The sequence below is a fragment of the Brevibacillus fortis genome, assembly GCF_046196545.1.
Classification (GTDB): domain Bacteria; phylum Bacillota; class Bacilli; order Brevibacillales; family Brevibacillaceae; genus Brevibacillus; species Brevibacillus fortis_A.
In genome coordinates this window covers 25,001-48,211 of the sequence record NZ_CP176370.1, presented here as the reverse complement: position 1 = coordinate 48,211, position 23,211 = coordinate 25,001, and the positions used below count along the sequence as shown (strand labels likewise).

Sequence of the window (23,211 nt, the reverse complement as noted above, 5' to 3'; positions counted from 1 at the left end):
CTTTTTACCGTTAAATCTATCCTGTATAATTTTTAGAAAATAGAAAGAGAGGATTTGCTTGTGGCAACGGTATACGATAAAGCGAAATATCATTACGAAAACTTTGAGGAGGATCTTCCTCAAAAACAGGCATATGTACATACAGGCTTCTTCATTGGCTGGTTGATTGAAAATGATATGGTTAGCGAAGATTTTCAAAAGAGTTTCGAAAACCTAATCGCTGATTTTAAACAAAGGAAGATTACTGGCCCTGAAGTTTATGAGAAGTCGGGTGGAGTATTTGCTAAAGACATGCTAAATGAAGAAGGAAACCAGTTCACGATGTTTTACTTCGATTTCGATACTGGGGAGTATCGCTATCATTACCTCGAAGCGTTTGATTGTGAGCCAAGTGTGTATCACGTGGAAGATACTTGGGAGAATTACGATCATATCAAAGATTGGATCGACAATGAGTACGAGTACTGGTGCGAGAAAAATGAATAAGACCGCGTGACTGCGCGGCCTACAATCTTAATAAGTATCCTATTTCTTCAGGATGAAATCAGACATAACTGCCTTTTCCCATTGGATTCCTTTTGGACTCACATTGGTGTAAAGAGTTATGGAGTCCGCATCTTCAACTACGGCCTTCAAATGAAAGCTCATTTCCTTGGGCTGCAGATATTCATCATACAGCTGTTGGTAGTTGGGATCGTTCTTTTCTTTTGCGGCTTTGATGTAGTCCACGGTGTCAGGGTCTTTCTCAAAGTTTTTGTATTTCACCTGATACCCGAATGTCGCTTCTACTTTCCCGTCAACTGTCTTCTCTTCATAATCTGATACGGTAAACTCTACAAGCTCATAGTAGGGGGAGAAAGCTTTCTTGCTCTCTTCTTCCATATAGCTTGCGATTTGGTTATAGGTTGTAGAGCTGTCTAGCGATTGTTTCGGTTCTGTGCCAGTGTTCGTTACTTCTTTTGCAGGTGGCGCGGCAGTCTGATTTTGTACGACCGCATCTGAGCTGCATCCGCTTAAGTAAACCGCCAAGACCATAGCCATACATCCTACAATCACTTTTCTCAAAAAAAATCCCCCCTTATTTCGTTCGTCATTTGATATACGTTATACATTTCAAGCATGCTACACGTCTCAACAAAAAAAATAAAAAACCTTGATACACCAAGGCCAGAGTGTAGAGAAAATCCCCTTTCGCAAAAAAGGGGACTTTTAGTGCCATTTTAGGGGGGCAAATATGTCTTCCCCGCCCTCGTAAAACGTCTTAGAAGCAATTCTAGAAGGTCAAAAATTTTTAGCCCAATCCGAGAATTTCAGAGTGTCGGTTTATCAACAGTCTGACCTTGATCCACCAAGGCTTTTTCTTCGATGGCGTCCCCCGAGAGGATTCGAACCTCCGACCTACAGTTTAGGAATTATAAGAAATGCGCCTTATCCTCTCCGTGGCGAACTATCCGCTCCTGAAAAACCTTATGATATCAAGTTTAAACTTCGTAAGTTCTCTGATTTGTGATGTCCTCATAGCCAATCTGTTTATTCACAGCGCTCACAAATGCCTGTGTGCTCAATTTATCCATCGAACTCTCAACCACAAAAGTTACATTTTGTTCATTACCGTGTACCGAAGTCTAATCAAGGTCATAAATAATACCTATTGTTGTTTGGTCTTTGTCCCAACATCTTATGTTCCTCCAACAAGTGCCCTAAACAGAACTGCAAACAAATAAGCCCGCCTTTCTATTCGTAACGCGGCGGCTGTAATCTATATTGTTTCAAGTTATAACAATGATATCTCTATTCAATCCACTGACTATCCTTATCGTCAAAGTTTAATTCTTCCGTCAACTTAACTACCTCCTGTAATACTAATAAATTCAGCAATAGTTGCCAAGCGCTCAATGATCTTATCTATTCTGATTGCTATATAAGCTGAACTAAACGCTATTACCACGAAACAAACAGTAATTATCCAAGACTGTACATTATTAAATGACATAATGATCACACCTTTACTTTTTTGTGAATTTTCCTTTTTTTGGTTGTACACACTTATTCTGTATGGTAAATTATATACCATAAAAAGGGGGGGGTGTTAAAATGTCCAAAAAAAATACTAAATCATCTGTTACTAGCTTCGTTTTGGCTGGTATTTTAGTATCTGCTGTAGTGTTACCAAATTTTTCATTTCAGAGTGCTTTTGCAAAATCATCTAAAGAGTTGCTGTTTTCATCCGAAATGAATTCTGAAAATTCAGAAAAGGAATTAAATCTAAAACACGACTCTCTGAAAAGTGTCAAAAAGACTCTGGAAGATAAAAAAATCCAAGTAAAATCGATAAATCCAGAGGATAAAGTGGATTTATCAGAGTACAATTCTATTGCATATAATTTTAAAGATGTAGAAAAAAACAAAGAGCTACAGAAGGCATTACAAGAAGAACTTCAAAATGGTAAGAAAGTGTATTTATTTGGCGGACTTACTATAAAAGAATACTGCGATCTGCTAGGTATTGACAAATTGTATACTCAAACAAAAATAGAAAGTGGAGATTCCCAAGAAACAATCGAGCTTGCTTTCTTTAATGAAGAGGATGAGAAAAAAGAAAAGAAAAAGAAAGATGGTACTGATAAGAATAAGGATTCCGAGAAACATGAAATTATAGGTTACACATTAGATGAAGATACCCCTTATAAAGTCTTTATTTCAGATATAAACAGCTATGATGATGAGGGTAAAATTGAAATTGAAGATGAAATTTATCTCTCAGAAATCTTGCAGCACGAAAATAAAATTATTGAAAAGAGTGACTCCGAATTTTCTACTCGATCGAGCCGAATTGTAGATAGTGATTACGATATTATTGCCTCCGCTTACTATATAACAAAAAAAGCCGGAGAAATTAATTCGCAATGGAAACTGTACAAAGTTACCGATGAAGACGATAAAGAATATGACTATTTCTATGTAAAAGATACAAGCACTATTGAAACATATGAATGGCTTTGGGATGCAGAAGAGTTTACTATCAGACATGATCTGGTATTTGATAGTGACGAATTAGATGATGCTGAACCAAATGATACCTCCAGTAACCCGTATAAAGTAAGTTTAGGTTACCCTTATAGCATTGGTTTCGAATATGAAATTGACACAGAACCAGACATGGATCTCACTTTGAATAAATCTAATGATTATGCAAAATGGAAGGTTACTGGAAGTCAATTAGAATCATCAGATGACTATGAATTCGTGACTGCATGGGCTGCTACAGGTAGCTACACTAAACTGGATATCAGCCATAAAGTTAATTTTTATGCAGGTATTGACGTTGAAACAGATGCAGACCAATCTATTTCTATTAGTTACAATTACTAATATGCCTTAATTACTATGTTGGTGTAGTTTCTTTTTACAATTTGACTCACATGTTATTGCCCTCCCCGGATTGTTCCGATGGAGGGCTTCAAACTTTTCAGATAAATATCCATCTAGGAAAGTAGTTGTAATGATTTCCATTTTTCACCTTATATGGAGTATTATTTTCATGTATTAATAAGAAAGTTGAATCCTAATTCTATTAGTAGAATTAATATTCTATGTTGAATATTCCTCCGAAACATACTATAAATTATCTTTTTGCGAGAGCAAGTCACAGCCTTCCAACAACACAACATCCATAAAAAGCAAAAAACCTCGATATATCAAGGTTTTTTGCTTTTTATGGCGTCCCCGAGAGGATTCGAACCTCCGACCTACAGTTTAGGAAACCGTTGCTCTATCCTGCTGAGCTACGGGGACAAGTATGGGTTGTGGCAAAGAGACTTTTTCTGTCGCCTCACCTACTTTCTTATTATATGTGCATATCCATTTTTCGGCAAATACAAGTCGGATGTGAAGATAACAAAAAAACCTTGGCATTCCATTCCAAGGTTTTTTGCATCTCAAATAATATTTTGCCCAAAACATGCTGCTTTTCACAGTAAAGCATTATGAATTGGTTTCAAGATCCGTTGACGACCGGAAAAAGTGGCAATCTCCGTTACTCCCATTGAACGAAGGATTTCCAGATTCTCTGCCACGTATCTCCCAATATCGTCGGGAAAGTGCGCGTCGGACGAGAGTGTCAGCGGAACACCATGCGCCACCAAAACGTCGAGAAAAGCGGGACTGGGGCACATTTCCTTAACGGGATAGCGGTAGTACAGGCCCGCATTGATTTCGGTCGCTGTATCCGTTTCTTTCAAAGCAATTGCAATCCGGTGGTAATAGGGGACAAGCTCCGATTCCTCTGGGCGATAGGAGAACACCTTCAGATTGTCCAGATGGGCAACAAAATCAAACAAGTTGCTCCTGATCATGGACTCAACCGTGTGGAAAAAGTCTGCGTATAACTGTTTCAGGTCATGTTGCTCAAACAAATGGCGAGTCTCGGGATTGTCAAAGCCCCAGCCTTGCAAAAAATGAACAGAACCGATCACATAATCCCACGATGCGCCTGAGAGCAAGCTTTCCAATTCTGCTTCCCCGCCGATAAAGTAATCAGCTTCGATCCCCAGCCGCAGCTCTACACCGCTTGCCGACCAACGCTGTTTTGCTGCCTCAATGGCGACACAAAAGTCGCTGAGGCTCTCGGTGCATACTTGATCAAGCCAAGTGCGCTGCAAGCGACCTAATTCGGTGTCACCCAGCTCCATATAACGTTCAAAGTAGGGACGGGCTTCACGAAAGCGGTATAAATGATCGACAATCCCCACTTCCTTCAAGCCTTTGCTTAACGCTTCACGCAAATACAAATCGATCCAGGACGGGTCATATGCCCCAAGAGACATGCGGTTATTTAATCGCGCAAGACTGTCCAGCAGCCAGGCGCGGGTATGTCGAGATTCAGTCAGCGGATAAAAGTGGTCGAGGGCCGCATTGGTACGGTCGAGCCAACGCAATGAAAAAGGCCCTTCTTCCAGATGAAGATGATAGTCGATCAGCATGTGAAGTCTCTCCTTCCCGGATGTTCGCTTATCCAGGTAGTTTGAATGCCAGACGAAAGCCATTCATCCGGCATCGGCTGGTCACAAACAACCGCGCTGACATCCTGCCAGCCGCAAATACGAAAAAATTGCGTTTGGTCGATCTTGGATGTGTCTCCCAATACATATACTTGCTCTGCCCGCTGTACCATCATGGTCGAGCAAAGAGTCTCCTCCATATCATAGTCGGTGAAGCCATCAGCCGTAATTCCTCCACAAGAAATAAAAGCTTTATCAAAATGAAAACGAGAGAGCAGCTCGCAGGTAAACGCCCCCGCAACCGATTGTTGGGCCGGATGGGTCAGCCCCCCCAGCATAATGACCTGACCGTTGAATTGATTGGCTTCCAACAGCTCGTTTAGTAAAGAAGCGGCGGGGAGCGAATTCGTGACAATCGTTAATTGATTGAGGCCTTTGATAGCACGTGCCAATTCCAATGTTGTCGTCCCGACATCGAGCGCGATGGTATCCCCGTCAGACAAAAGTTCTGCCGCGATTTGCCCGATTTTTGTTTTTGCCATCTGTTGGATCGCCTGTTTCTTTTCAAAGTGCGGCTCACGCTTTGCCAAATGATAAGGGATAGCTCCTCCGTACACTCGTTTTAACAAACGCTGCTGTTCCAATTGGTCCAGATCACGTCGTATAGTCTCCGGTGTTACAGCCAGGATTTTTGCCAGACTCATCACCTGAATTTTACCGTGGCGGTTTAATTCGTCCAGAATCACTTGCTGTCGTTCTTCAGGCAATAGTGTCATAAAGCGGAATCACATCCTTGGGACCTACATACAATGTTTTTGTTGTGCCTATCTGTTCCTGCTCGAAGGACAGGTGAAGAGTGTCCACCAGTACAGGAACATCGCCAATGTTCAGCTCGTAACGGGTAATGTTACCGAGCATGGTTACTTGAGCGATATTCCCGGTCAAACAGATGTCCTCCCCGGTCAAGGGTTGTTCGCGAAACGTCTCGGGACGGATTGCGAAACGTTCAACTGCCGGATGAGACAAATGAGGCGCGATTTGGCTAAGCTGCTCGGCAGTCAGCACGTTGTAATTGCCAATAAAGCGAGCGACAAATTCGGAGCGAGGTTGCGTGTAAATCTCTTGAGGACTGCCGTGCTGAACGATTCGTCCACCATTCATGATATAGATGCGGTCACTGACAGCCATAGCTTCTTCCTGATCATGCGTAACCAGCACAGTCGTCATGTTTAACTCTCGTTGGATCGTGCGTAGCTGCTTTTGCAAATTTTTTCGAATCTGGGCATCAAGCGCACTAAGCGGCTCATCGAGCAAAAGCACTTTTGGCCGGGTGACCAGAGAACGAGCGAGTGCCACACGCTGCTGCTGGCCACCAGACAATTCACGTGGGTAGGCCTGCTCCTTTCCCACCAATCCCACCAGCTCAATCATTTCCTGAACACGCACCCGAATCTCCGTTTTCGAGATTTTGTTCATTTCCAGGCCAAAGGCAATGTTTTGACTGACCGTAAGATTGGGAAAGAGCGCATACGATTGGAACACCATGCCGATCTGCCTGTTTTTTGGCGACATGTCCGTCACATCTTTGCCGTCAATGTAGATCATGCCCGTATCAGGAGCCGTCAAACCACTGAGGATGCGTAACAGCGTACTTTTGCCACACCCGCTAGGGCCAAGCAAAGTTACCAGCTCGCCTTTTTCAATCGCAAGATCGAGTTGCTGCAACACGTGTTGACCGTGAAAGGTTTTGGACAAGTGTTCGATTTGGACGTAGCTCATCAGGGAACCTCCTTGCGTGCGAAGCTTCGGCGCGTGAATTTTACAACCAGGCCAGTGATGATAGCCATCAGGACAAAATAAGTGACGGTAATCGCGCTGGCGACATGCCCACTTGACGATAGCTTGGCGTATAGATACATCTGTAGTGTTTCGTATCTTCCTCCCACCAGGATGTTAATCAATACGAATTCACCGAACAAAATGGAAAACGACAAGAGTGAGGAGACGAAAATTCCAGACATGATATTCGGAACGATTATCCGTACGAACGCCTGCCAGTGGCTCGCACCCAATAGCTCGGCTGCCTCCATCAACGAACGTGCCTGCATGGCAAGCAGGCTGTTGCGCGTTCCCTGATAAAGATACGGAAGCAATCCGACCAAATACGCCCCAGCTGTGATGATGACCATTGGAATTCCGTTTCCTGAATAAGTACGGATCAATCCGACCGCCATAATGACACCCGGAACGGCATAGCTCAGCATCACCAAAATCTGAACCAGCCTCTCCATCCGGGGAGCGTAGACGATAATGGAAAATACAGCAGGAACAATAATAACGACGGCAACGACAGTCGTCAGAAAGCTGAGCAGAAAAGAACGCCCGAATGCCTGCAAGAATCGGGGATCAGCATACAGCTCCGCGAACCATTTTCCTGTGAGTCCTTCCGGCAAAACCGTACTGTTCCACTCGGTTGCCAGTGAGTAAAGGATGGTAGCAGCGACTGGCAAAAACAAATACAGCATGACCAACGCAAACGACAAGGATGGCAAACTGATCCGCTTCAAGACAAATCCCTCCGAATCTTCCGCGTCAGCCACTCATTCACGAGCAGGGCGGCGGCAAGCGTCAGGCCGAGCAGTACAGCGAGAGCGCTACCCAGCTCGGGTCTTGCAAAAATATCTCCGGAGACAAGTGCACCAATCCGAATGGGCACCAGATTATAGTTGCTCCCGGTGAGCGCGTAAGCAGAAGCGTAGGCACCCATTGCGTTGGCAAACAGAATGCTAAATGTGCCGACGATGCCTGGAAGCAGTACCGGAAAACCGATTTTCAGCCAAAACTTCCAGGGACTGGCCCCAAGCAGCTCGGCCGCTTCCATCCATTGTTTCTGAACGGCGTTGTACAGGGGATACAACAGCATTACCGCCAGGGGCAGTTGAAAATAAATATAAACAAGCGTCAAGCCGCTCCACGAATACAGAGTAAAGGATTGACCAAAATCAATCCCCAGTTGCTTCGCGAGCAAAACAAACAATCCACTGTTTCCCAACAGGACAATGAAGGCAAAAGCGAGCGGAATCCCCGCAAAATTGGAGGTTAGATTGGTAATGACAAGCACTCGCTGTTGCAGAGATTGCGGAAAACGGGTAATCGCATAGGCAGCGAAAACAGCAACGACGATTCCAATGAGAGCAGACAGGAACGAGATGAGCACGCTGTTCTCAAAAGCCTGCAAGTAATACGGATTTGAAATGATCTCACGATAGTGACTGATGGTAAAACCGCCGTCCCCCTCGGCCTGAAAGCTCCCTCCAATCATGGAAAGCAATGGGACGAGGAGAAACAGAGCGATCATTGCAAAGAACGGAATCGTCGTGACCCAAAGCATACTGACAAATCGTTTCATCGCAAAAGCTCCTTTCTTAGAGGAAAAGACGCCCCCTTAGGGAGACGTCTTACTCAGCCCTCATACGTTCAATGGCTGCATCTCTTTCGAGGGGGAGATACCGAGCAAATGGCAGGCAAGCGGAGCCACCTGCAATTGCGGAATTGCCTCCTCGCGAATACCCGGAGATATCAGGTTGCTGATGACAAACAGGGGGACGTCCCGGTCAGCGCTAGAAGTGCCGCCATGATTTCCATCGGCTGTCATCCCATGATCGGCTGTTACGATGATTTGATAACCCGCATCGATCCACGCAGGAAGCACATTTGCCAGTATCGAATCTGCCGCTAGCACGCGATTTCGATATCGCGCGGAATCGGCCGTATACTTATGTCCGTCATCATCGATATTCATGGAGTGGACGTAAAGAAAATCCGGATTGTATCCATTCAACAAAAAGTTGGCGTCAGCAAACAAGTGTGTATCCGGATAGTGATCTTCCCAGTAGAACATCCCGTTTTGTATCGGCTTGTCGGTGTTCAGTTGGATTCGGTCGTGAAACGGATTGAATGGGGCCTTGTTATAAAGCTCGCTTACCCAGCAATAAGCGGCAGCAGCGTTGGACATTCCGTTTTTCTGCGTCAGGTGAAAGAGACTCTCCTGGTGCGAAAGCCTAACCGCCTGATTGCTGGAAATGCCGTTCTTCCACACAGGGGTTCCCGTTAAAAGAACCTCGTACAAAGGGCGAGAGAGACTGGGCAATTCCGATCGTACCTGAAAGCGGGCCGCGATGCCGTACTCGACCAGGTGATGCAGGTACCCCATGTGCGAGACGGCTGTGTCAAATCTCAATCCGTCGAGCACAATCATGACGAGCTTGCTAGCGCACATGGATTAACACCTGCTCTTGCCATAGCTGCGGCAATTTTTTAGCCGTCTCTTCCCAAGCAGTCAAATCGCCCACCGGACGTGCGTTTTTATACATTTCATCAGGGAGCAGCATGGCTTTAGCGGATTCATCCAGCTTGGCGTTAGCCCGAATCGGTCGTGCATAGCCACGAGCCAGATTGGACTGTCCGGCGTCGGAGAGAATGTATTCACGAGCCAGCATGGCAGCGTGCGGGTGCTTGGCGTACTTGTTAATAACAGTTGCGTACCCGCTGCTGACTGATGCTTCCTCCGGGATGAGGACATCAAAGCGGTTTTTGTCGATTTTGTCCCGGTACCCGAGCGCGTTGAAGTCCCACAAGATAGCGACTTCGACCTCACCCTTTTCTAGATTGGCAAGGCTCGGATCGCTCGTACTGAGCCGCTTGTTTTTTGCCAACTCAGCGAAAAAGTCTATGCCGGGCTGAATGTTCTTCTCATCTCCCCCATTAGCATAGGCCGCGGCCAGTACGGCAAACTGCGCCTGATTCGCTTTCATGACATCGCCGATCGCGATCTTGAAGCTGCCGTTTTTCAAATCTGCCCAGGTCTTGGGGGGATTTTGCACCTTTGTCTTGTCAGTGATAAAGGCCAGTGTTCCGGTATAGCCCAGCAACCAATGTCCTTCATCATCTTTTGCCCAGTCGGGAATGTCGTTCCAGTAAGAGGTTTTGTAAGGCAGCGTCAGCCCTTTTTGCTTGGCTAACGGTCCAAAAGCGATGCCTACGTCGCCGATATCTGCTGTGGCGTCTTCTTTTTCTGCTTCAAACTTAGCCAATTCTTCTGCGCTCGACATGTCCGTGTCCGTATGCTTCAAGCCGTATTCCTTTGCGAGATTGCCCCAAGTCTCTCCCCAGTTTGCCCACGTGTCCGGCATACCCACGGAGTTGACTTCTCCCTCCTGCTTCGCTTTTTCCACGATTTGATCCAGGGTCAATTGCGACGTATCCAGAGAAGTGCCTGATTTCGTCTCGGTGGCACATCCCGCAAGCAGAAAAACGGATGTCATGATAACAACGGTTCGTTTCCAGCTTAACTGGTTCCCTCTCATCTTTAAGGCCCCTTTTCGTTTTTATTTGTGTTTGATTTCTTTGTTTTTCCTAAGCTAATCGTAAACAAACAAAATGAAACTGATATAAATGCGTTGTTAAAAAGCTATTAAGACTCTATGAAAAATAGAAGTGAACGCAAAAAGTGGCCCTCTGAATACCAGAGAACCACCTATTCCTTCGCTTTTCCTATTTAATTATGAGCAAATTGCTCCTCTTCCGTCGACCCGCTGAGCGCAGTCGTAGAGGAATTGCCGCCGGAGATAACCTGCGCAATCTCATCGAAATACCCGGTACCCACTTCACGCTGATGACGAGTTGCCGTATAGCCATGTACTTCGCTGGCAAACTCCGCCTGCTGCAATTCAGAGTAGGCAGCCATTCCGCGGTCACGATAGCCGCGCGCCAGTTCAAACATGCTGTAATTCAGGGAGTGGAAGCCAGCGAGCGTGACAAATTGGAACTTGTAGCCCATCTCGCCGATCTCTTCCTGGAAGCGAGCGATGGTCTGTTCATCCAGCTTCTTTTTCCAGTTGAAAGAAGGAGAGCAATTGTAGGCTAACAGCTTGCCCGGATATTTGGCATGGATCGCTTCTGCAAAACGGCGTGCTTCCTCCAAATTCGGCTCAGAAGTCTCGCACCAGATCAAATCAGCGTAAGGAGCGTACGCCAGTCCACGGGCAATCGCTGCATCCAATCCGCCGCGTAGACGGAAGAAGCCTTCTGCTGTTCGTTCACCCGTCAGGAATGGTTTATCCTGCTCGTCGATGTCGCTGGTGATCAGGAAAGCGCCATTGGCATCGGTACGTGCCACGATAATCGTTGGAACCCCCATCACATCTGCTGCAAATCGTGCCGAAATCAGGTTACGGACGGCTGCTTGCGTCGGAATCAGAACCTTCCCACCCATATGGCCGCATTTTTTCTCGGAAGCCAACTGGTCCTCAAAATGCACCCCTGCTGCACCTGCTTCAATCATACCCTTCATCAATTCGAAGACGTTCAGTGGCCCACCAAAGCCCGCTTCTGCATCTGCTACGATCGGAGCAAACCAATGCGTGTCGGTACCACCTTCTGATTGATCGATCTGATCAGCCCGTTGGAATGCCTGATTAATTCTTTTTACGACTTGGGGAACACTGTTTGCCGGGTAGAGGCTTTGATCAGGATACATCTGACCAGACAGATTGGCATCGGCCGCTACCTGCCAGCCACTCAAATAAATCGCTTTTAATCCTGCCTTTACCTGCTGAATCGCTTGATTCCCGGTCAAAGCCCCCAACGCTTTAATATGGTGCTCGGTATGCAACAGACTCCACAGACGCTCTGCTCCCAGACGAGCCAGTGTATGTTCGATTTGTACAGAACCGCGCAAACGAATGACATCTTCTGCCGTATACGGACGTGTAATTCCTTGAAAACGCTCGCCTTTCCAGCTTTGCTCCACCTGTTGAATCGCTTCTTGCTTGTTTACTTTTGTCATTTTCATTTCCCCCACTCTTTTTATTTTTACAAATAGCGATAACCCGGTACAGTTAAGAAGTCTTCGAAATCTTCTGTCGTTACCAATTGCAAGAACAGATCACCAGCAATCGGATACTTGCTGTTGTCGTACCTCTCTTGGCCAATTGCTTGCTTGATCGCTTGCAGCTCCTCACTCAGCCACTGCTTTACCAAGCCTTCCGTCACCTTCCTACCATCCTGCACGACTCCGTGACGATGACGCATCCATTGCCAGACTTGTGCCCGCGAAATTTCTGCTGTAGCCGCATCCTCCATCAGGTTGTTGATCGGGACAGCCCCAGAGCCTCGTAACCAAGCCTCGATGTACTGCAAGCTGACGCTTATGTTCGTACGGACACCCGCTTCTGTAATCGTGCCCTCTGGGACTGCCAGCAGGTGACTAGCAGATACGTCTACATCTTCACGTTTGTACCAGATTTGGTTCGGCTCTCTCATCAAGCGATCGAACACTTCCATGGCTACCGGCACTAGCCCAGGGTGAGCAACCCAAGTCCCATCATGTCCATCGTACGCTTCCCGCTCTTTGTCAGCGCGGACTTTGGCGATGGCTTCTGCATTTTGTACCGGGTCATTTTTCACCGGAATTTGTGCAGCCATTCCGCCAATGCAAGGAGCCATCCGTTTATGGCAAGTCTTCACGGCCAGCGTGGTGTATGCTTTCATGAACGGAACTGTCATGGTTACTTGAGCACGATCCGGTGTAATTACATCAGGCTGATTCCGCAGCTTTTTGATATAGCTGAAAATGTAGTCCCAACGTCCGCAATTCAGTCCTGCACTATGCTCGCGCAGCTCGTACAGAATCTCATCCATCTCAAAAGCTGCGAGAATCGTCTCGATCAGTACTGTCGCGCGAATCGTACCGCGTGGGATATTTAATTCATCCTGCGCGAAAAGGAAGACGTCGTTCCACAGGCGAGCCTCCAGATGGTTCTCCAGTTTCGGTAAGTAGAAATACGGTCCTGTTTGATTCGCGATAAGAGCATCTACGTTGTGGTAAAAGTAAAGTCCGAAGTCAAGCAGGCTGCCGGAGATCGGTTTCTGGTCGAGTCGGATGTGTTTTTCATCAAGATGCCAGCCACGCGGACGCACGATCAAAACCGCTGTCTTCTCATTGAGGGAGTATGATTTGCCTTCCGGACTGATGTAAGAGATATTGCGGCGTACCGCATCCTTCATGTTGATTTGGCCTTGGATGGTGTTCTCCCAGGTCGGTGAGTTCGCGTCCTCAAAATCAGCCATGAAAAGCCGAGCACCCGAGTTCAGTGCATTGATGACCATTTTCCGATCACCCGAAGGTCCCGTAATCTCCACCCGTCTGTCTTGCAAATCTTTGGGCAATGGAGCAACAGTCCAATCTCCTTTGCGAATATCCGCTGTTTCCTGTAGAAAATCGGGCAGTTGACCTGCATCGATCTGCAATTGACGCTCCACGCGTTTAGCCAACAATTGTTGTCGTCTGTCGCCAAACCTTTGTTCCAGCTTCATCACGAATTGAATCGCTTCTGGTGTCAGGATATCTTGATAACCGGGGTGCATCTCACCGGAAATCTGCACCTCCAGCGGATATGGATTCGTTGGTACGGTAGTCAAAACAGCTCCTCCTCCCTCACTTCAAAGTTATTATGATACAGATCGATAAAATGTTTTTTATTATATAACAGTAGGAGCAAAAAAAATGTCCTTACTCCTGATACCCGCTGCCACTGCAATGGCTGCAGCATACATGCCCATCTCCCAAGCAATTGTGGCAAGCCGCTCCGTTGGCATCATGACCAACGCCTCCACATTTTGGGCAATTTTGTTCTCCGTTTCCTTCACACCGATAGCAGTCCATTCTCCATTCCTCCGTTTCTGTATTAAAACAATATTCTTAAAATTTGTTTTTATTATATAACACAGATTGATACAGTGCAACACGTTTTTTGAAAAATTCCACCTGTATTAGTACACAATATAAAACAGCCCTTGACCCGTTATGGATTAAGAGCTGCTTTCCTAATCTCTCGCTTATTACTTCGGTGCGATCTTGTCTACTCCGCCCATGTACGGACGAAGAACTTCTGGAATCACGATGGCTCCATCTGCCTCTTGGTAGTTCTCCAAGATCGCTGCTACTGTACGTCCAATCGCCAAACCAGAGCCATTCAATGTATGCACAAATTCCGGCTTCGATTTCGTATCGCGACGGAAACGGATATTGGCACGGCGCGCTTGGAAATCTTCAAAGTTCGAGCAAGACGAGATTTCACGGTATGTGCCGCCGCTTGGAATCCAAACTTCCAGGTCGAATTTCTTCGCAGCCGTAAATCCTAGATCGCCTGTGCACATGCTCAGGACACGGTACGGCAGTCCAAGCAGTTGAAGCACCTTCTCAGCGTTTTTCACCAGCTTGTCGAGCTCGTCATAAGACTCTTCTGGTTTCACGAATTTCACCAGCTCAACTTTGTTGAATTGATGCTGACGAATCAACCCACGTGTATCACGGCCAGCAGAACCCGCTTCCGAACGGAAACATGCGCTGAAAGCAGTGTAGTAGCGAGGGAGATCTGCTCCATCCATGATTTCGTCACGATGCATATTGGTGACAGGCACCTCGGCAGTTGGAATCAGGAAGTAATCTGGTCCCTCGATTTTGAATGCATCCTCTTCGAACTTAGGCAATTGACCCGTTCCCGTCATGCTCGTGCGGTTGACGATATACGGTGGAATCACTTCTTCATAGCCATGCTCATTCGAATGCAGATCCATCATGAAGTTCATCAGTGCGCGCTCCAGACGTGCGCCCAAGCCTTTATAGAAAACAAAACGGCTTCCTGTTACTTTTGCCGCCGTTTCAAAATCGAGGATGCCTGCTTGGCTAGCCAGCTCCCAGTGAGGCTTAATCTCGAAGTCAAATGCACGTGCCTCTCCCCATGTCCAGGCAATCACGTTATCGTCTTCTGTCGTACCGATCGGCGTGCTCTCATGCGGCAGGTTCGGGAGGCTCAGCAAAATGAATTCCAGCTGTTCATCCAGTTGGCGCAGCTCTTCATCCAAAGCCTTGATGCGCTCATTTACTTCTTTCATTTCGGCGATCAGATGGTCTGCATTTTCCTTATTGCGTTTCATAACCGCTACTTGCTCGGATACTGTGTTACGCTTATTTTTCAGCGCTTCTGCTTCTTGGATGACTTGGCGACGCTTTTCATCTATTTCTACGAATTGATCCAACGCAGAAATATCTTCATTGCGGTGAGCCAAACGGCGTTTTACCTCTTCCAAATCCTGGCGTAATACTTTTACGTCCAACATGTGTAAATCCCTCCGAATCGTATTGAAAAAAACAAAAAACACCCGTCCCCTGGTAAGGGACGAGTGTTGTATACCCGCGTTGCCACCCTCGTTGACACATACAGCAACCCTTCATGCATATGTCCACTCTTCCGTCATAACGGGACGGCTCCGGGCAAAGTTGTTGTTCCTTTGCCACTCCGAGATGGATTCCTTCACATAACCGGATCGGTTTGCACCTACCACCGACTCTCTAGGCCTGGCTCTTGTGAAGTACTTGTTCTCATCATCGCATTCTCATTCATGAATACTATTATTGTTAACTGTACTACAGGTTCTATACGTATGTAAAGAGCAGCCCACCTCGATCTTTACATAAAAAAGGAAGATCGGCACCTTTTAACGGCCGATCTTCCGGTATGACAGCTAGCTTCTGTATTCCTTGACCATGTCGAGGAAGTATTTGTGCAGTCGTGTATCTTCCGTCAATTCTGGGTGAAAGGCTGCTGCCAAATAGTGACCGTTTCGGGCGACAACAATCTTGTCTTCGTGCTTGGCCAAGACTTGACCGTTCTCTCCCACTTCCATGATATACGGTGCCCGGATGAACACTGCCGGGTAATCTGCCGCCACACCCGCAACAGGCATCAAGACTTCAAAGCTCTCCTTTTGGCGACCAAAAGCATTCCGCTCTACTTTGATGTCCATCAACCCTAAATGGCAATCGTCTTGTCCTTGAATCTGTTTTGCCAGAAGGATCGCTCCTGCGCAAGTTCCAAAGATCGGCTTTTTCGCCTTACCGAACTCTTGAACCGCCTCCATGAATCCGTACTTGTGCATCAGCTTGCTAATCGTGGTGCTTTCTCCGCCGGGAATGACCAGCCCGTCGAGGTCATCCAGTTCTTCTACTTTTTTGACCGGGACAGCTGTGGCACCAACCTCTTCTAGCAGTCGCACATGTTCTGCTACAGCTCCTTGTAGAGCGAGTACGCCGATTTTCATGCTACTCACCTTACCAGCCGCGCTCTTGCATGCGATCAGCTTCACGAATTTTGGAGATTTCGATTCCTGGCATTGCCGTTCCCAAGCCTTTGGATACGCGAGCAATCAGTTCGTAATCCGTGTAGTGGGTAGTCGCTTCCACAATCGCGCGAGCAAACTTCTCTGGATTCTCTGATTTAAAGATACCAGAGCCAACAAACACGCCATCGGAGCCCAATTGCATCATCAGGGCAGCATCTGCTGGTGTTGCTACTCCACCTGCTGCGAAGTTTACAACTGGCAGCTTACCTGTTTTGTGCACCTCTTCAAGCAGCTCGTATGGGGCACCCAGATTCTTGGCTTCCGCCATCAGTTCATCGTAGGACATGGCTTGCACTTTGCGGATTTGGGACATCATCGTACGCATGTGACGAACAGCCTCTACAATGTTTCCGGTTCCAGGCTCACCTTTTGTGCGGATCATGGATGCACCTTCCCCAATACGGCGGAGAGCTTCACCCAGATCACGGGCGCCACATACAAACGGTACCGTGAACTCTTTTTTATTGATATGGTACAAGTCATCTGCCGGAGTGAGTACTTCACTCTCATCGAGATAATCTACACCCAGAGACTCGAGAACACGCGCTTCAACAAAATGACCGATACGAGCTTTTGCCATAACAGGGATCGAAACAGCATTCAGTACTTCCTCTACAATGCTCAGGTCCGCCATACGCGCAACTCCACCAGCTGCACGAATGTCAGACGGTACACGCTCCAAAGCCATTACAGCAACAGCACCCGCTGCTTCTGCAATTTTCGCTTGTTCAGCATTTACGACGTCCATAATAACGCCGCCTTTTTGCATTTCAGCCATACCTCTTTTAACGCGGGATGTTCCTACTTGTACCATGTCATTACCCCCTACATCATGAGTCAGAACCGAAACTGTTATGTGGTGTTATGGTTCCTGTTACCGTCATTGTAAACGATAGATGTAGGGGAAAACAACAGTTATTTAATTTCCTGTTCCACTGCTAAACAAATTGCTGAAAAACTCGATGATGCTACGGAAGAACAGACGAATCCAGCTGGCTTCTTCTACTGCTTGACCTGCTACGATATCCACACCTGCTTTTGTTGCATCTTCAGGCTGCAAGTAATCCGTTTCCTTCGTACCTTCTTCTTTCAAAACGATCTTACCGACAACTTGTCCTTGCGTAATCGGTGCGGTTAGCTCCTGGAAGGTAACCGTTGGTGTGAATTTTGCTTCGGTACCGGTTTTTGTAATCATATTTACTTCACTGCCTGTAACAACTGGTACAGTTACCTCTACACCGTTTTTCACAGAAGCTGTTTCAAAGCCTTTGACTGGTACATTCTTGTCCATTTGCTTTGTCAATTTGAAATTGCCAAAACCGTAGTCAAACAGTTTTCTCGTCTCAGCAAAACGTTTTGTATTGCTGCCTGTATTCATCACGACGCTAATCAGACGCATGTTGTCGCGAACAGCAGTACCTGTAAAGCAGTAGCCTGCGGCAAGTGTATGCCCTGTTTTCAATCCATCTACACCTGGGTAGTAGCTGATCAGACCAGGTAGCATCCAGTTATAGTTTTTCTTGCTCCACTCATTTGGTGTACCTGTGCGGAAAGAGAAGTTTGGTTTTTTGGAGGTCTCCAACGCATCAGGGAAATCGCGAATCAGAGCACGGGCAAGGATCGCAGCATCACGAGCAGACATCAGGTTTTCTGTTTGATCGGTCTTCACAGAGTATGGGCCCAACTCATTGGCCGGCAAACCAGTAGAAGTGACAAACGAGGTATTTTTCATACCAAGCTCTACTGCCTTTTTGTTCATCAATTCAACAAAGGCTGGCTCACTGCCTGCGATTTTCTCTGCCAAAAGTACAGTAGCGTCATTCGCAGATACGATTACCATCGCTTCATACAATTGTTTTACTGTAAACGATTCGCCTAAATTCAAGTACACGCCGGACGAATCAGAAATTTTGGCGATATAAAATGCGTATTCACTTACAGGGACGACATCATCCCATTTGATTTTCTTTTGCTTGATGGCATCATGGACCAGATATTCGCTCATCATTTTACTCATACTCGCAGGCGGAAGTGCTACGTCAGGATCTTTACTATAGAGAACCTTTCCCGTCGATGCCTCAACAAGAATGGCAGACTTCGCTTCCAGTTGTAAATTCGCTTGAGATGCTACAGGGGCAGCCTCTACCTTTGAAACCGTTCCTCCCATTGCTGTAGCAAAAACAGCGACAGAAAGGAACAGACCTGTCAATCGCTTTGTCCATGTCTTTCGCTTCATGTAATCTCTCACTCTCCTATTTCTGTCGATTTCATTTTTTGCATGAAACAAGCACACAATTGTAAGTGTACCATAGGTTGCAGGGTGGCTAAAGCGTGTTTCCTCCTATTTCCACATGTTAGCAGCTAGTAAAAATCCCCTCTCTTTTGAAAAGAAAGGGGACGTAGGTCTTCCATACTATTTTTCGCTTAGGAAATCGAGTAGTTAGGTGATTCTTTTGTAATTTGCACATCGTGTGGGTGGCTCTCACGCAAGCCAGCGCCGGTAATGCGAACGAACTGGGAGTTTTGAATCAAATCTTCGATGCTCTTCGCTCCGCAGTATCCCATACCTGCACGCAGTCCACCAATCAACTGATACGTGACATCCGCCAATGGGCCTTTGTAAGGAACCCGGCCTTCGATCCCTTCCGGCACGAGCTTTTGTGCGTTCTCTTGGAAGTAACGATCCTTACTGCCGGCTTTCATCGCGCCGATCGATCCCATTCCGCGATATACCTTGAAACGACGACCTTGGAAAATCTCGAATTCGCCCGGGCTTTCTTCTGTACCGGCGAACAGACTGCCGATCATGATCACAGAAGCACCTGCACCAATTGCTTTTGGCAAATCACCGGAGTATTTAATGCCGCCGTCGGCAATAATTGGAATATTGTACTCTCGCGCTACTTGTGCACAATCGTGGATCGCCGTAATTTGAGGAACACCGATACCTGCTACGACACGAGTTGTACAAATGGAACCAGGACCGATACCCACCTTCACCACAGATGCGCCAGCTTCGATCAGATCGCGAGTAGCTTGTCCAGTTGCCACGTTTCCTGCGACGATTGTGAGCGTTGGGTATTCTTTGCGAACTGCTCTTACCGTTTCAATTACGCCTTTAGAATGCCCATGAGCCGTATCGATCACCAGTACGTCCACACCAGCTTGTACAAGTGCTGCTGTACGCTCAAACGTGTCTGCAGATACCCCAACAGCAGCACCACACAGCAAGCGACCTTGTGGATCTTTTGCTGCATTCGGGTATTGAATTGCCTTTTCAATATCTTTAATCGTAATGAGTCCTCGCAGGGTGTTGTTCTCATCCACCAACGGGAGCTTTTCGATCTTATGTTGTTGCAAAATCAATTCTGCCTGTTGCAAAGTAGTACCGACAGGAGCCGTCACCAGGTTTTCCTTGGTCATAACCTCTTTGATCTTGATGGAGAAGTCATGTACAAAGCGCAGATCGCGGTTGGTGAGAATTCCGATCAGTTTTTGATTCTCATCGACAATCGGAACACCGGAGATACGATATTTACCCATGAGAGCATTCGCTTCTTCGACAGTATGTTCTTGGGACAAAGAGAATGGATTGGTAATAACGCCACTTTCAGAGCGTTTTACACGATCTACTTCGCTTGCTTGTTGCTCGATGGACATGTTTTTATGGACAATCCCGATACCACCTTGGCGAGCCATGGCGATTGCAAGTCCAGACTCCGTTACGGTGTCCATACCAGCACTGATCAGAGGAATATTCAGCTTCACATTCTCACTCAATTGTACTCGTAGATCAACATCCCTTGGCAAAACTTCAGATTTTGCTGGAATGAGCAATACATCGTCAAACGTTAAGCCCTCTTTAACAAATTTGTCTTCCCGCACAGTTGAAAGCTCCTCTCGGCGAATGGTTTAAGACAGTTTAACAAACGGCTTAATTTACTGTCAAGAAATGAGTATATCGTTCGGTTATAGATTCAATTAGACAGATAAATCAAAAAACAATTAGGGAAACTTAACCATATTACGAAAATTGGTAAAGGTGGGTATCATGGATAACGCTTGGAAAACATTACGCTATTTTGAGACAGAACCAACAGCACGTAAATATTTGGCTGCGTGCTATCATGACATAGGTGTTGAGCATGCCGAGCGTCTAGCTTTTCAACAAAGCTCGCGTTTCCTGTATCTCTGGAGACAAGCTAGACATTTTTATTCCACTTCCGCTGTTGCCGACTTGTCCATCCAGCCATTACTTCTGTTTTATGGATGCTCTCACTTGTTGAAGGCGATGTTATTGACTCGTGATCCGTATTATCCCCAAAACAGTCGTGTTCTTCAACATGGTGTCACGACACGAAAGCTTAAACGAAACGCCTATATGCTAATGGAGGACGAGGTTCGTCCACAAAAGGAAGGGTTTTTTGCGCAATTAGCTCACGCGTTCCAGCTTGCGCCGTTACAAGACCGCTATTCAGTCCATGACTTATTTTCATCCATCCCTAGTGTCAGCGATAGTTACGGAATTGCTACGGATAAACCACGTAACTGGATAACGCTAAAGTTTGATCATATAAGTCAGGATGATTCGGTTCGCATTACCTTTCCTGAAAAAACGGACGGGCCATTATCCTATTCACCCGAGACCTTCACCCAATACATTCGTAGGCTTGCTCCATCTGTTTGTAACTTGGAAAAACTCGCCTCAGTAAATAACAAAAACATAAAGGAACTGACCCTTCCTCATTGTGCCCTGTCTGAACTGGATCAACACCCGTTATTTCGTTTGCATCAGAACGTCCTCTTCTTTTGGAATGGTTCTGCTTCCTCTCTACCTCTTCCCGAATGGGCAAGTCATTACTTGCTGCTTTATTTACTCAGCATGCTTTGCCGCTATGAAACGGAGTGGTGGGGAGAGCTATCGATGTCTCACGGACTTGTTGAGCGATATTTGGTCGAACATTTTTTGGATAACCATATGGATACTTTCCCCTCGGTTATTCGAGGGCATTTTCACCGAAATCACCGGATGCCCCTTCCCTCTTTGCCGTCGGATCTGTATTAGTTTTCCTGCCACTGCTTTATATACACGAAAAAACCTTCCTGCCATCATCAGCAAGAAGGTTTCTTTTATTCCCTGAAAACTGGATCTGCATGATCAATTGCTAAGTGTGTGGATAAGTCCTCGACCGATTAGTATTCGTCAGCTCCACGCGTTACCGCGCTTCCACACCGAACCTATCAACCTCATCGTCTATGAGGGGTCTTACCAGCTTGCGCTGTGGGAAGTCTCATCTTGGAGGGGGCTTCACGCTTAGATGCTTTCAGCGCTTATCCCGTCCGCACATAGCTACCCAGCTGTGCCACTGGCGTGACAACTGGTGCACCAGCGGTGCGTCCATCCCGGTCCTCTCGTACTAAGGACAGCTCTCCTCAAACTTCCTACGCCCGCGACAGATAGGGACCGAACTGTCTCACGACGTTCTGAACCCAGCTCGCGTACCGCTTTAATGGGCGAACAGCCCAACCCTTGGGACCTACTTCAGCCCCAGGATGCGATGAGCCGACATCGAGGTGCCAAACCTCCCCGTCGATGTGGACTCTTGGGGGAGATAAGCCTGTTATCCCCAGGGTAGCTTTTATCCGTTGAGCGATGGCCCTTCCATGCGGAACCACCGGATCACTAAGCCCGACTTTCGTCCCTGCTCGACTTGTAGGTCTCGCAGTCAAGCTCCCTTCTGCCTTTACACTCTACGAATGATTTCCGACCATTCTGAGGGAACCTTTGGGCGCCTCCGTTACCTTTTAGGAGGCGACCGCCCCAGTCAAACTGCCCACCTGGCATGGTCCTCTCGCCCGATAAGGGCGACGAGTTAGAAACTCCGTACATCAAGGGTGGTATCCCACCGACAGCTCCACAGAGGCTGGCGCCCCTGCTTCTCAGCTTCCCACCTATCCTGTACATGATGCACAAAGTTCCAATACCAGGCTACAGTAAAGCTCCATGGGGTCTTTCCGTCTTGTCGCGGGTAACCTGCATCTTCACAGGTATTATGATTTCACCGGGTCTCTTGCCGAGACAGCGCCCAAGTCGTTACGCCTTTCGTGCGGGTCGGAACTTACCCGACAAGGAATTTCGCTACCTTAGGACCGTTATAGTTACGGCCGCCGTTTACTGGGGCTTCGGTTCAAAGCTTCGCTTGCGCTAACTCATCCCCTTAACCTTCCAGCACCGGGCAGGCGTCAGCCCCTATACTTCGCCTTGCGGCTTCGCAGAGACCTGTGTTTTTGCTAAACAGTCGCTTGGGCCTTTTCACTGCGGCCCCCTCGGGCTATTAACCCTACCGAGGCGCCCCTTCTCCCGAAGTTACGGGGCCATTTTGCCGAGTTCCTTAGCAAGAGTTATCCCGCGCACCTTAGGATTCTCTCCTCGCCTACCTGTGTCGGTTTGCGGTACGGGCACCTTGTTCCTCGCTAGACGCTTTTCTTGGCAGTGTGAAATCAGGGACTTCGGTACTTAAATTTCCCTCGCCATCACAGCTCATGCTTAACGGTGTGCGGATTTGCCTACACACCACACTCACTGCTTGGACGGCCATCCAGTAGGCCGCTCACCCTATCCTCCTGCGTCACGCCATTGCTCAAGCGGAACAGAGGTGGTACAGGAATATCAACCTGTTGTCCATCGCCTACGCCTTTCGGCCTCAGCTTAGGTCCCGACTAACCCTGGGAGGACGAGCCTTCCCCAGGAAACCTTAGGCTTTCGGTGGACAAGATTCTCACTTGTCTTTTCGCTACTTACACCGGCATTCTCACTTCCAAGCGCTCCACCGCTCTTTCCAGTACGGCTTCACTGCTGCTTGGAACGCTCCCCTACCCAGTCCGTAAGGACTGCCATAGCTTCGGTGATACGTTTAGCCCCGTTACATTTTCCGCGCAGAGTCACTCGACCAGTGAGCTATTACGC

Annotated in this window: 18 protein-coding genes, 1 tRNA gene, 1 rRNA gene and 1 other annotated feature (1 of these 21 running past the window's edge); of the genes, 3 read left to right on the top strand and 17 right to left on the bottom strand. The window is 47.2% G+C overall.

Going from position 1 to position 23,211, the window contains the following annotated elements; genetic code table 11:
- The first annotated feature begins 60 nt into the window (after window positions 1-60).
- On the top strand, window positions 61-486 hold the full coding sequence (locus ACKKE8_RS00295) for a hypothetical protein (protein WP_409176499.1): 426 nt from the start codon (window positions 61-63) through the stop codon (window positions 484-486).
- A 39-nt stretch (window positions 487-525) separates the two neighbouring features.
- Here ACKKE8_RS00295 and ACKKE8_RS00290 read toward each other — a convergent pair whose 3' ends face one another.
- Complete coding sequence (locus tag ACKKE8_RS00290) at window positions 526-1,056, bottom strand: hypothetical protein (protein ID WP_409179050.1); 531 nt, start codon at window positions 1,054-1,056, stop codon at window positions 526-528.
- Window positions 1,057-2,094: 1,038 nt separating this feature from the next.
- On the opposite strand from ACKKE8_RS00290, the gene ACKKE8_RS00285 reads away from it, so the two are divergent.
- Window positions 2,095-3,372, top strand: a complete 1,278-nt coding sequence (locus tag ACKKE8_RS00285) for a hypothetical protein (protein ID WP_409176498.1) — start codon at window positions 2,095-2,097, stop codon at window positions 3,370-3,372.
- 346 nt (window positions 3,373-3,718) lie between these two features.
- Here the strand turns inward: ACKKE8_RS00285 and ACKKE8_RS00280 are convergent.
- The 15 genes from ACKKE8_RS00280 to guaB form a co-directional block, all read right to left on the bottom strand.
- Window positions 3,719-3,795 (bottom strand) — tRNA-Arg (locus ACKKE8_RS00280).
- Window positions 3,796-3,971: 176 nt separating this feature from the next.
- Window positions 3,972-4,982 carry a histidinol phosphate phosphatase domain-containing protein gene (locus ACKKE8_RS00275; RefSeq protein WP_409176497.1) on the bottom strand — a complete coding sequence of 337 codons (1,011 nt, stop codon included), beginning with the start codon at window positions 4,980-4,982 and terminating at the stop codon, window positions 3,972-3,974.
- Window positions 4,976-5,776, bottom strand: a complete 801-nt coding sequence (locus tag ACKKE8_RS00270) for a DeoR/GlpR family DNA-binding transcription regulator (RefSeq protein ID WP_409176496.1) — start codon at window positions 5,774-5,776, stop codon at window positions 4,976-4,978. Before ACKKE8_RS00270 ends, ACKKE8_RS00275 begins: the two co-directional genes overlap by 7 nt.
- Window positions 5,760-6,779 carry an ABC transporter ATP-binding protein gene (locus tag ACKKE8_RS00265; protein WP_409176495.1) on the bottom strand — a complete coding sequence of 340 codons (1,020 nt, stop codon included), beginning with the start codon at window positions 6,777-6,779 and terminating at the stop codon, window positions 5,760-5,762. The genes ACKKE8_RS00270 and ACKKE8_RS00265 overlap by 17 nt, the downstream gene beginning before the upstream one ends.
- A complete protein-coding gene (locus ACKKE8_RS00260; RefSeq protein WP_409176494.1) occupies window positions 6,779-7,567 on the bottom strand; it encodes an ABC transporter permease in 789 nt (262 codons plus the stop codon). Before ACKKE8_RS00260 ends, ACKKE8_RS00265 begins: the two co-directional genes overlap by 1 nt.
- Window positions 7,564-8,409, bottom strand: coding sequence for an ABC transporter permease (locus tag ACKKE8_RS00255; protein ID WP_409176493.1), 846 nt, complete (start codon window positions 8,407-8,409; stop codon window positions 7,564-7,566). The genes ACKKE8_RS00260 and ACKKE8_RS00255 overlap by 4 nt, the downstream gene beginning before the upstream one ends.
- Before the next feature lie 60 nt (window positions 8,410-8,469).
- Window positions 8,470-9,279 (bottom strand): alkaline phosphatase family protein, encoded by an 810-nt coding sequence (locus ACKKE8_RS00250; protein ID WP_409176492.1) that lies wholly within the window; start codon window positions 9,277-9,279, stop codon window positions 8,470-8,472.
- Window positions 9,269-10,366 (bottom strand): ABC transporter substrate-binding protein, encoded by a 1,098-nt coding sequence (locus tag ACKKE8_RS00245; RefSeq protein ID WP_409176491.1) that lies wholly within the window; start codon window positions 10,364-10,366, stop codon window positions 9,269-9,271. Before ACKKE8_RS00245 ends, ACKKE8_RS00250 begins: the two co-directional genes overlap by 11 nt.
- Before the next feature lie 191 nt (window positions 10,367-10,557).
- A complete protein-coding gene (gene aceA, locus ACKKE8_RS00240) occupies window positions 10,558-11,847 on the bottom strand; it encodes an isocitrate lyase (protein WP_409176490.1) in 1,290 nt (429 codons plus the stop codon).
- Between the two features lie 26 nt (window positions 11,848-11,873).
- Window positions 11,874-13,481: a malate synthase A gene (aceB, locus tag ACKKE8_RS00235; protein WP_409176489.1), complete on the bottom strand. Its 1,608-nt coding sequence runs from the start codon at window positions 13,479-13,481 to the stop codon at window positions 11,874-11,876.
- Between the two features lie 420 nt (window positions 13,482-13,901).
- A complete protein-coding gene (gene serS / locus ACKKE8_RS00230) occupies window positions 13,902-15,182 on the bottom strand; it encodes a serine--tRNA ligase (protein ID WP_409176488.1) in 1,281 nt (426 codons plus the stop codon).
- A gap of 52 nt (window positions 15,183-15,234) precedes the next feature.
- Window positions 15,235-15,460: a binding site (T-box leader), on the bottom strand.
- A gap of 127 nt (window positions 15,461-15,587) precedes the next feature.
- Window positions 15,588-16,163: a pyridoxal 5'-phosphate synthase glutaminase subunit PdxT gene (gene pdxT, locus ACKKE8_RS00225; RefSeq protein ID WP_409176487.1), complete on the bottom strand. Its 576-nt coding sequence runs from the start codon at window positions 16,161-16,163 to the stop codon at window positions 15,588-15,590.
- A gap of 10 nt (window positions 16,164-16,173) precedes the next feature.
- On the bottom strand, window positions 16,174-17,058 hold the full coding sequence (pdxS, locus tag ACKKE8_RS00220; protein WP_012683798.1) for a pyridoxal 5'-phosphate synthase lyase subunit PdxS: 885 nt from the start codon (window positions 17,056-17,058) through the stop codon (window positions 16,174-16,176).
- A gap of 105 nt (window positions 17,059-17,163) precedes the next feature.
- Window positions 17,164-18,480: a D-alanyl-D-alanine carboxypeptidase family protein gene (locus tag ACKKE8_RS00215; RefSeq protein WP_409176486.1), complete on the bottom strand. Its 1,317-nt coding sequence runs from the start codon at window positions 18,478-18,480 to the stop codon at window positions 17,164-17,166.
- A gap of 188 nt (window positions 18,481-18,668) precedes the next feature.
- Window positions 18,669-20,129: an IMP dehydrogenase gene (gene guaB, locus ACKKE8_RS00210; RefSeq protein WP_409176485.1), complete on the bottom strand. Its 1,461-nt coding sequence runs from the start codon at window positions 20,127-20,129 to the stop codon at window positions 18,669-18,671.
- Between the two features lie 166 nt (window positions 20,130-20,295).
- Between guaB and ACKKE8_RS00205 the strand changes: the two genes are divergently transcribed.
- Window positions 20,296-21,309 carry a YaaC family protein gene (locus ACKKE8_RS00205; protein WP_409176484.1) on the top strand — a complete coding sequence of 338 codons (1,014 nt, stop codon included), beginning with the start codon at window positions 20,296-20,298 and terminating at the stop codon, window positions 21,307-21,309.
- Between the two features lie 108 nt (window positions 21,310-21,417).
- Here the strand turns inward: ACKKE8_RS00205 and ACKKE8_RS00200 are convergent.
- Window positions 21,418-23,211, bottom strand: a 23S ribosomal RNA gene (locus ACKKE8_RS00200) (it continues 1,135 nt past the right edge of the window).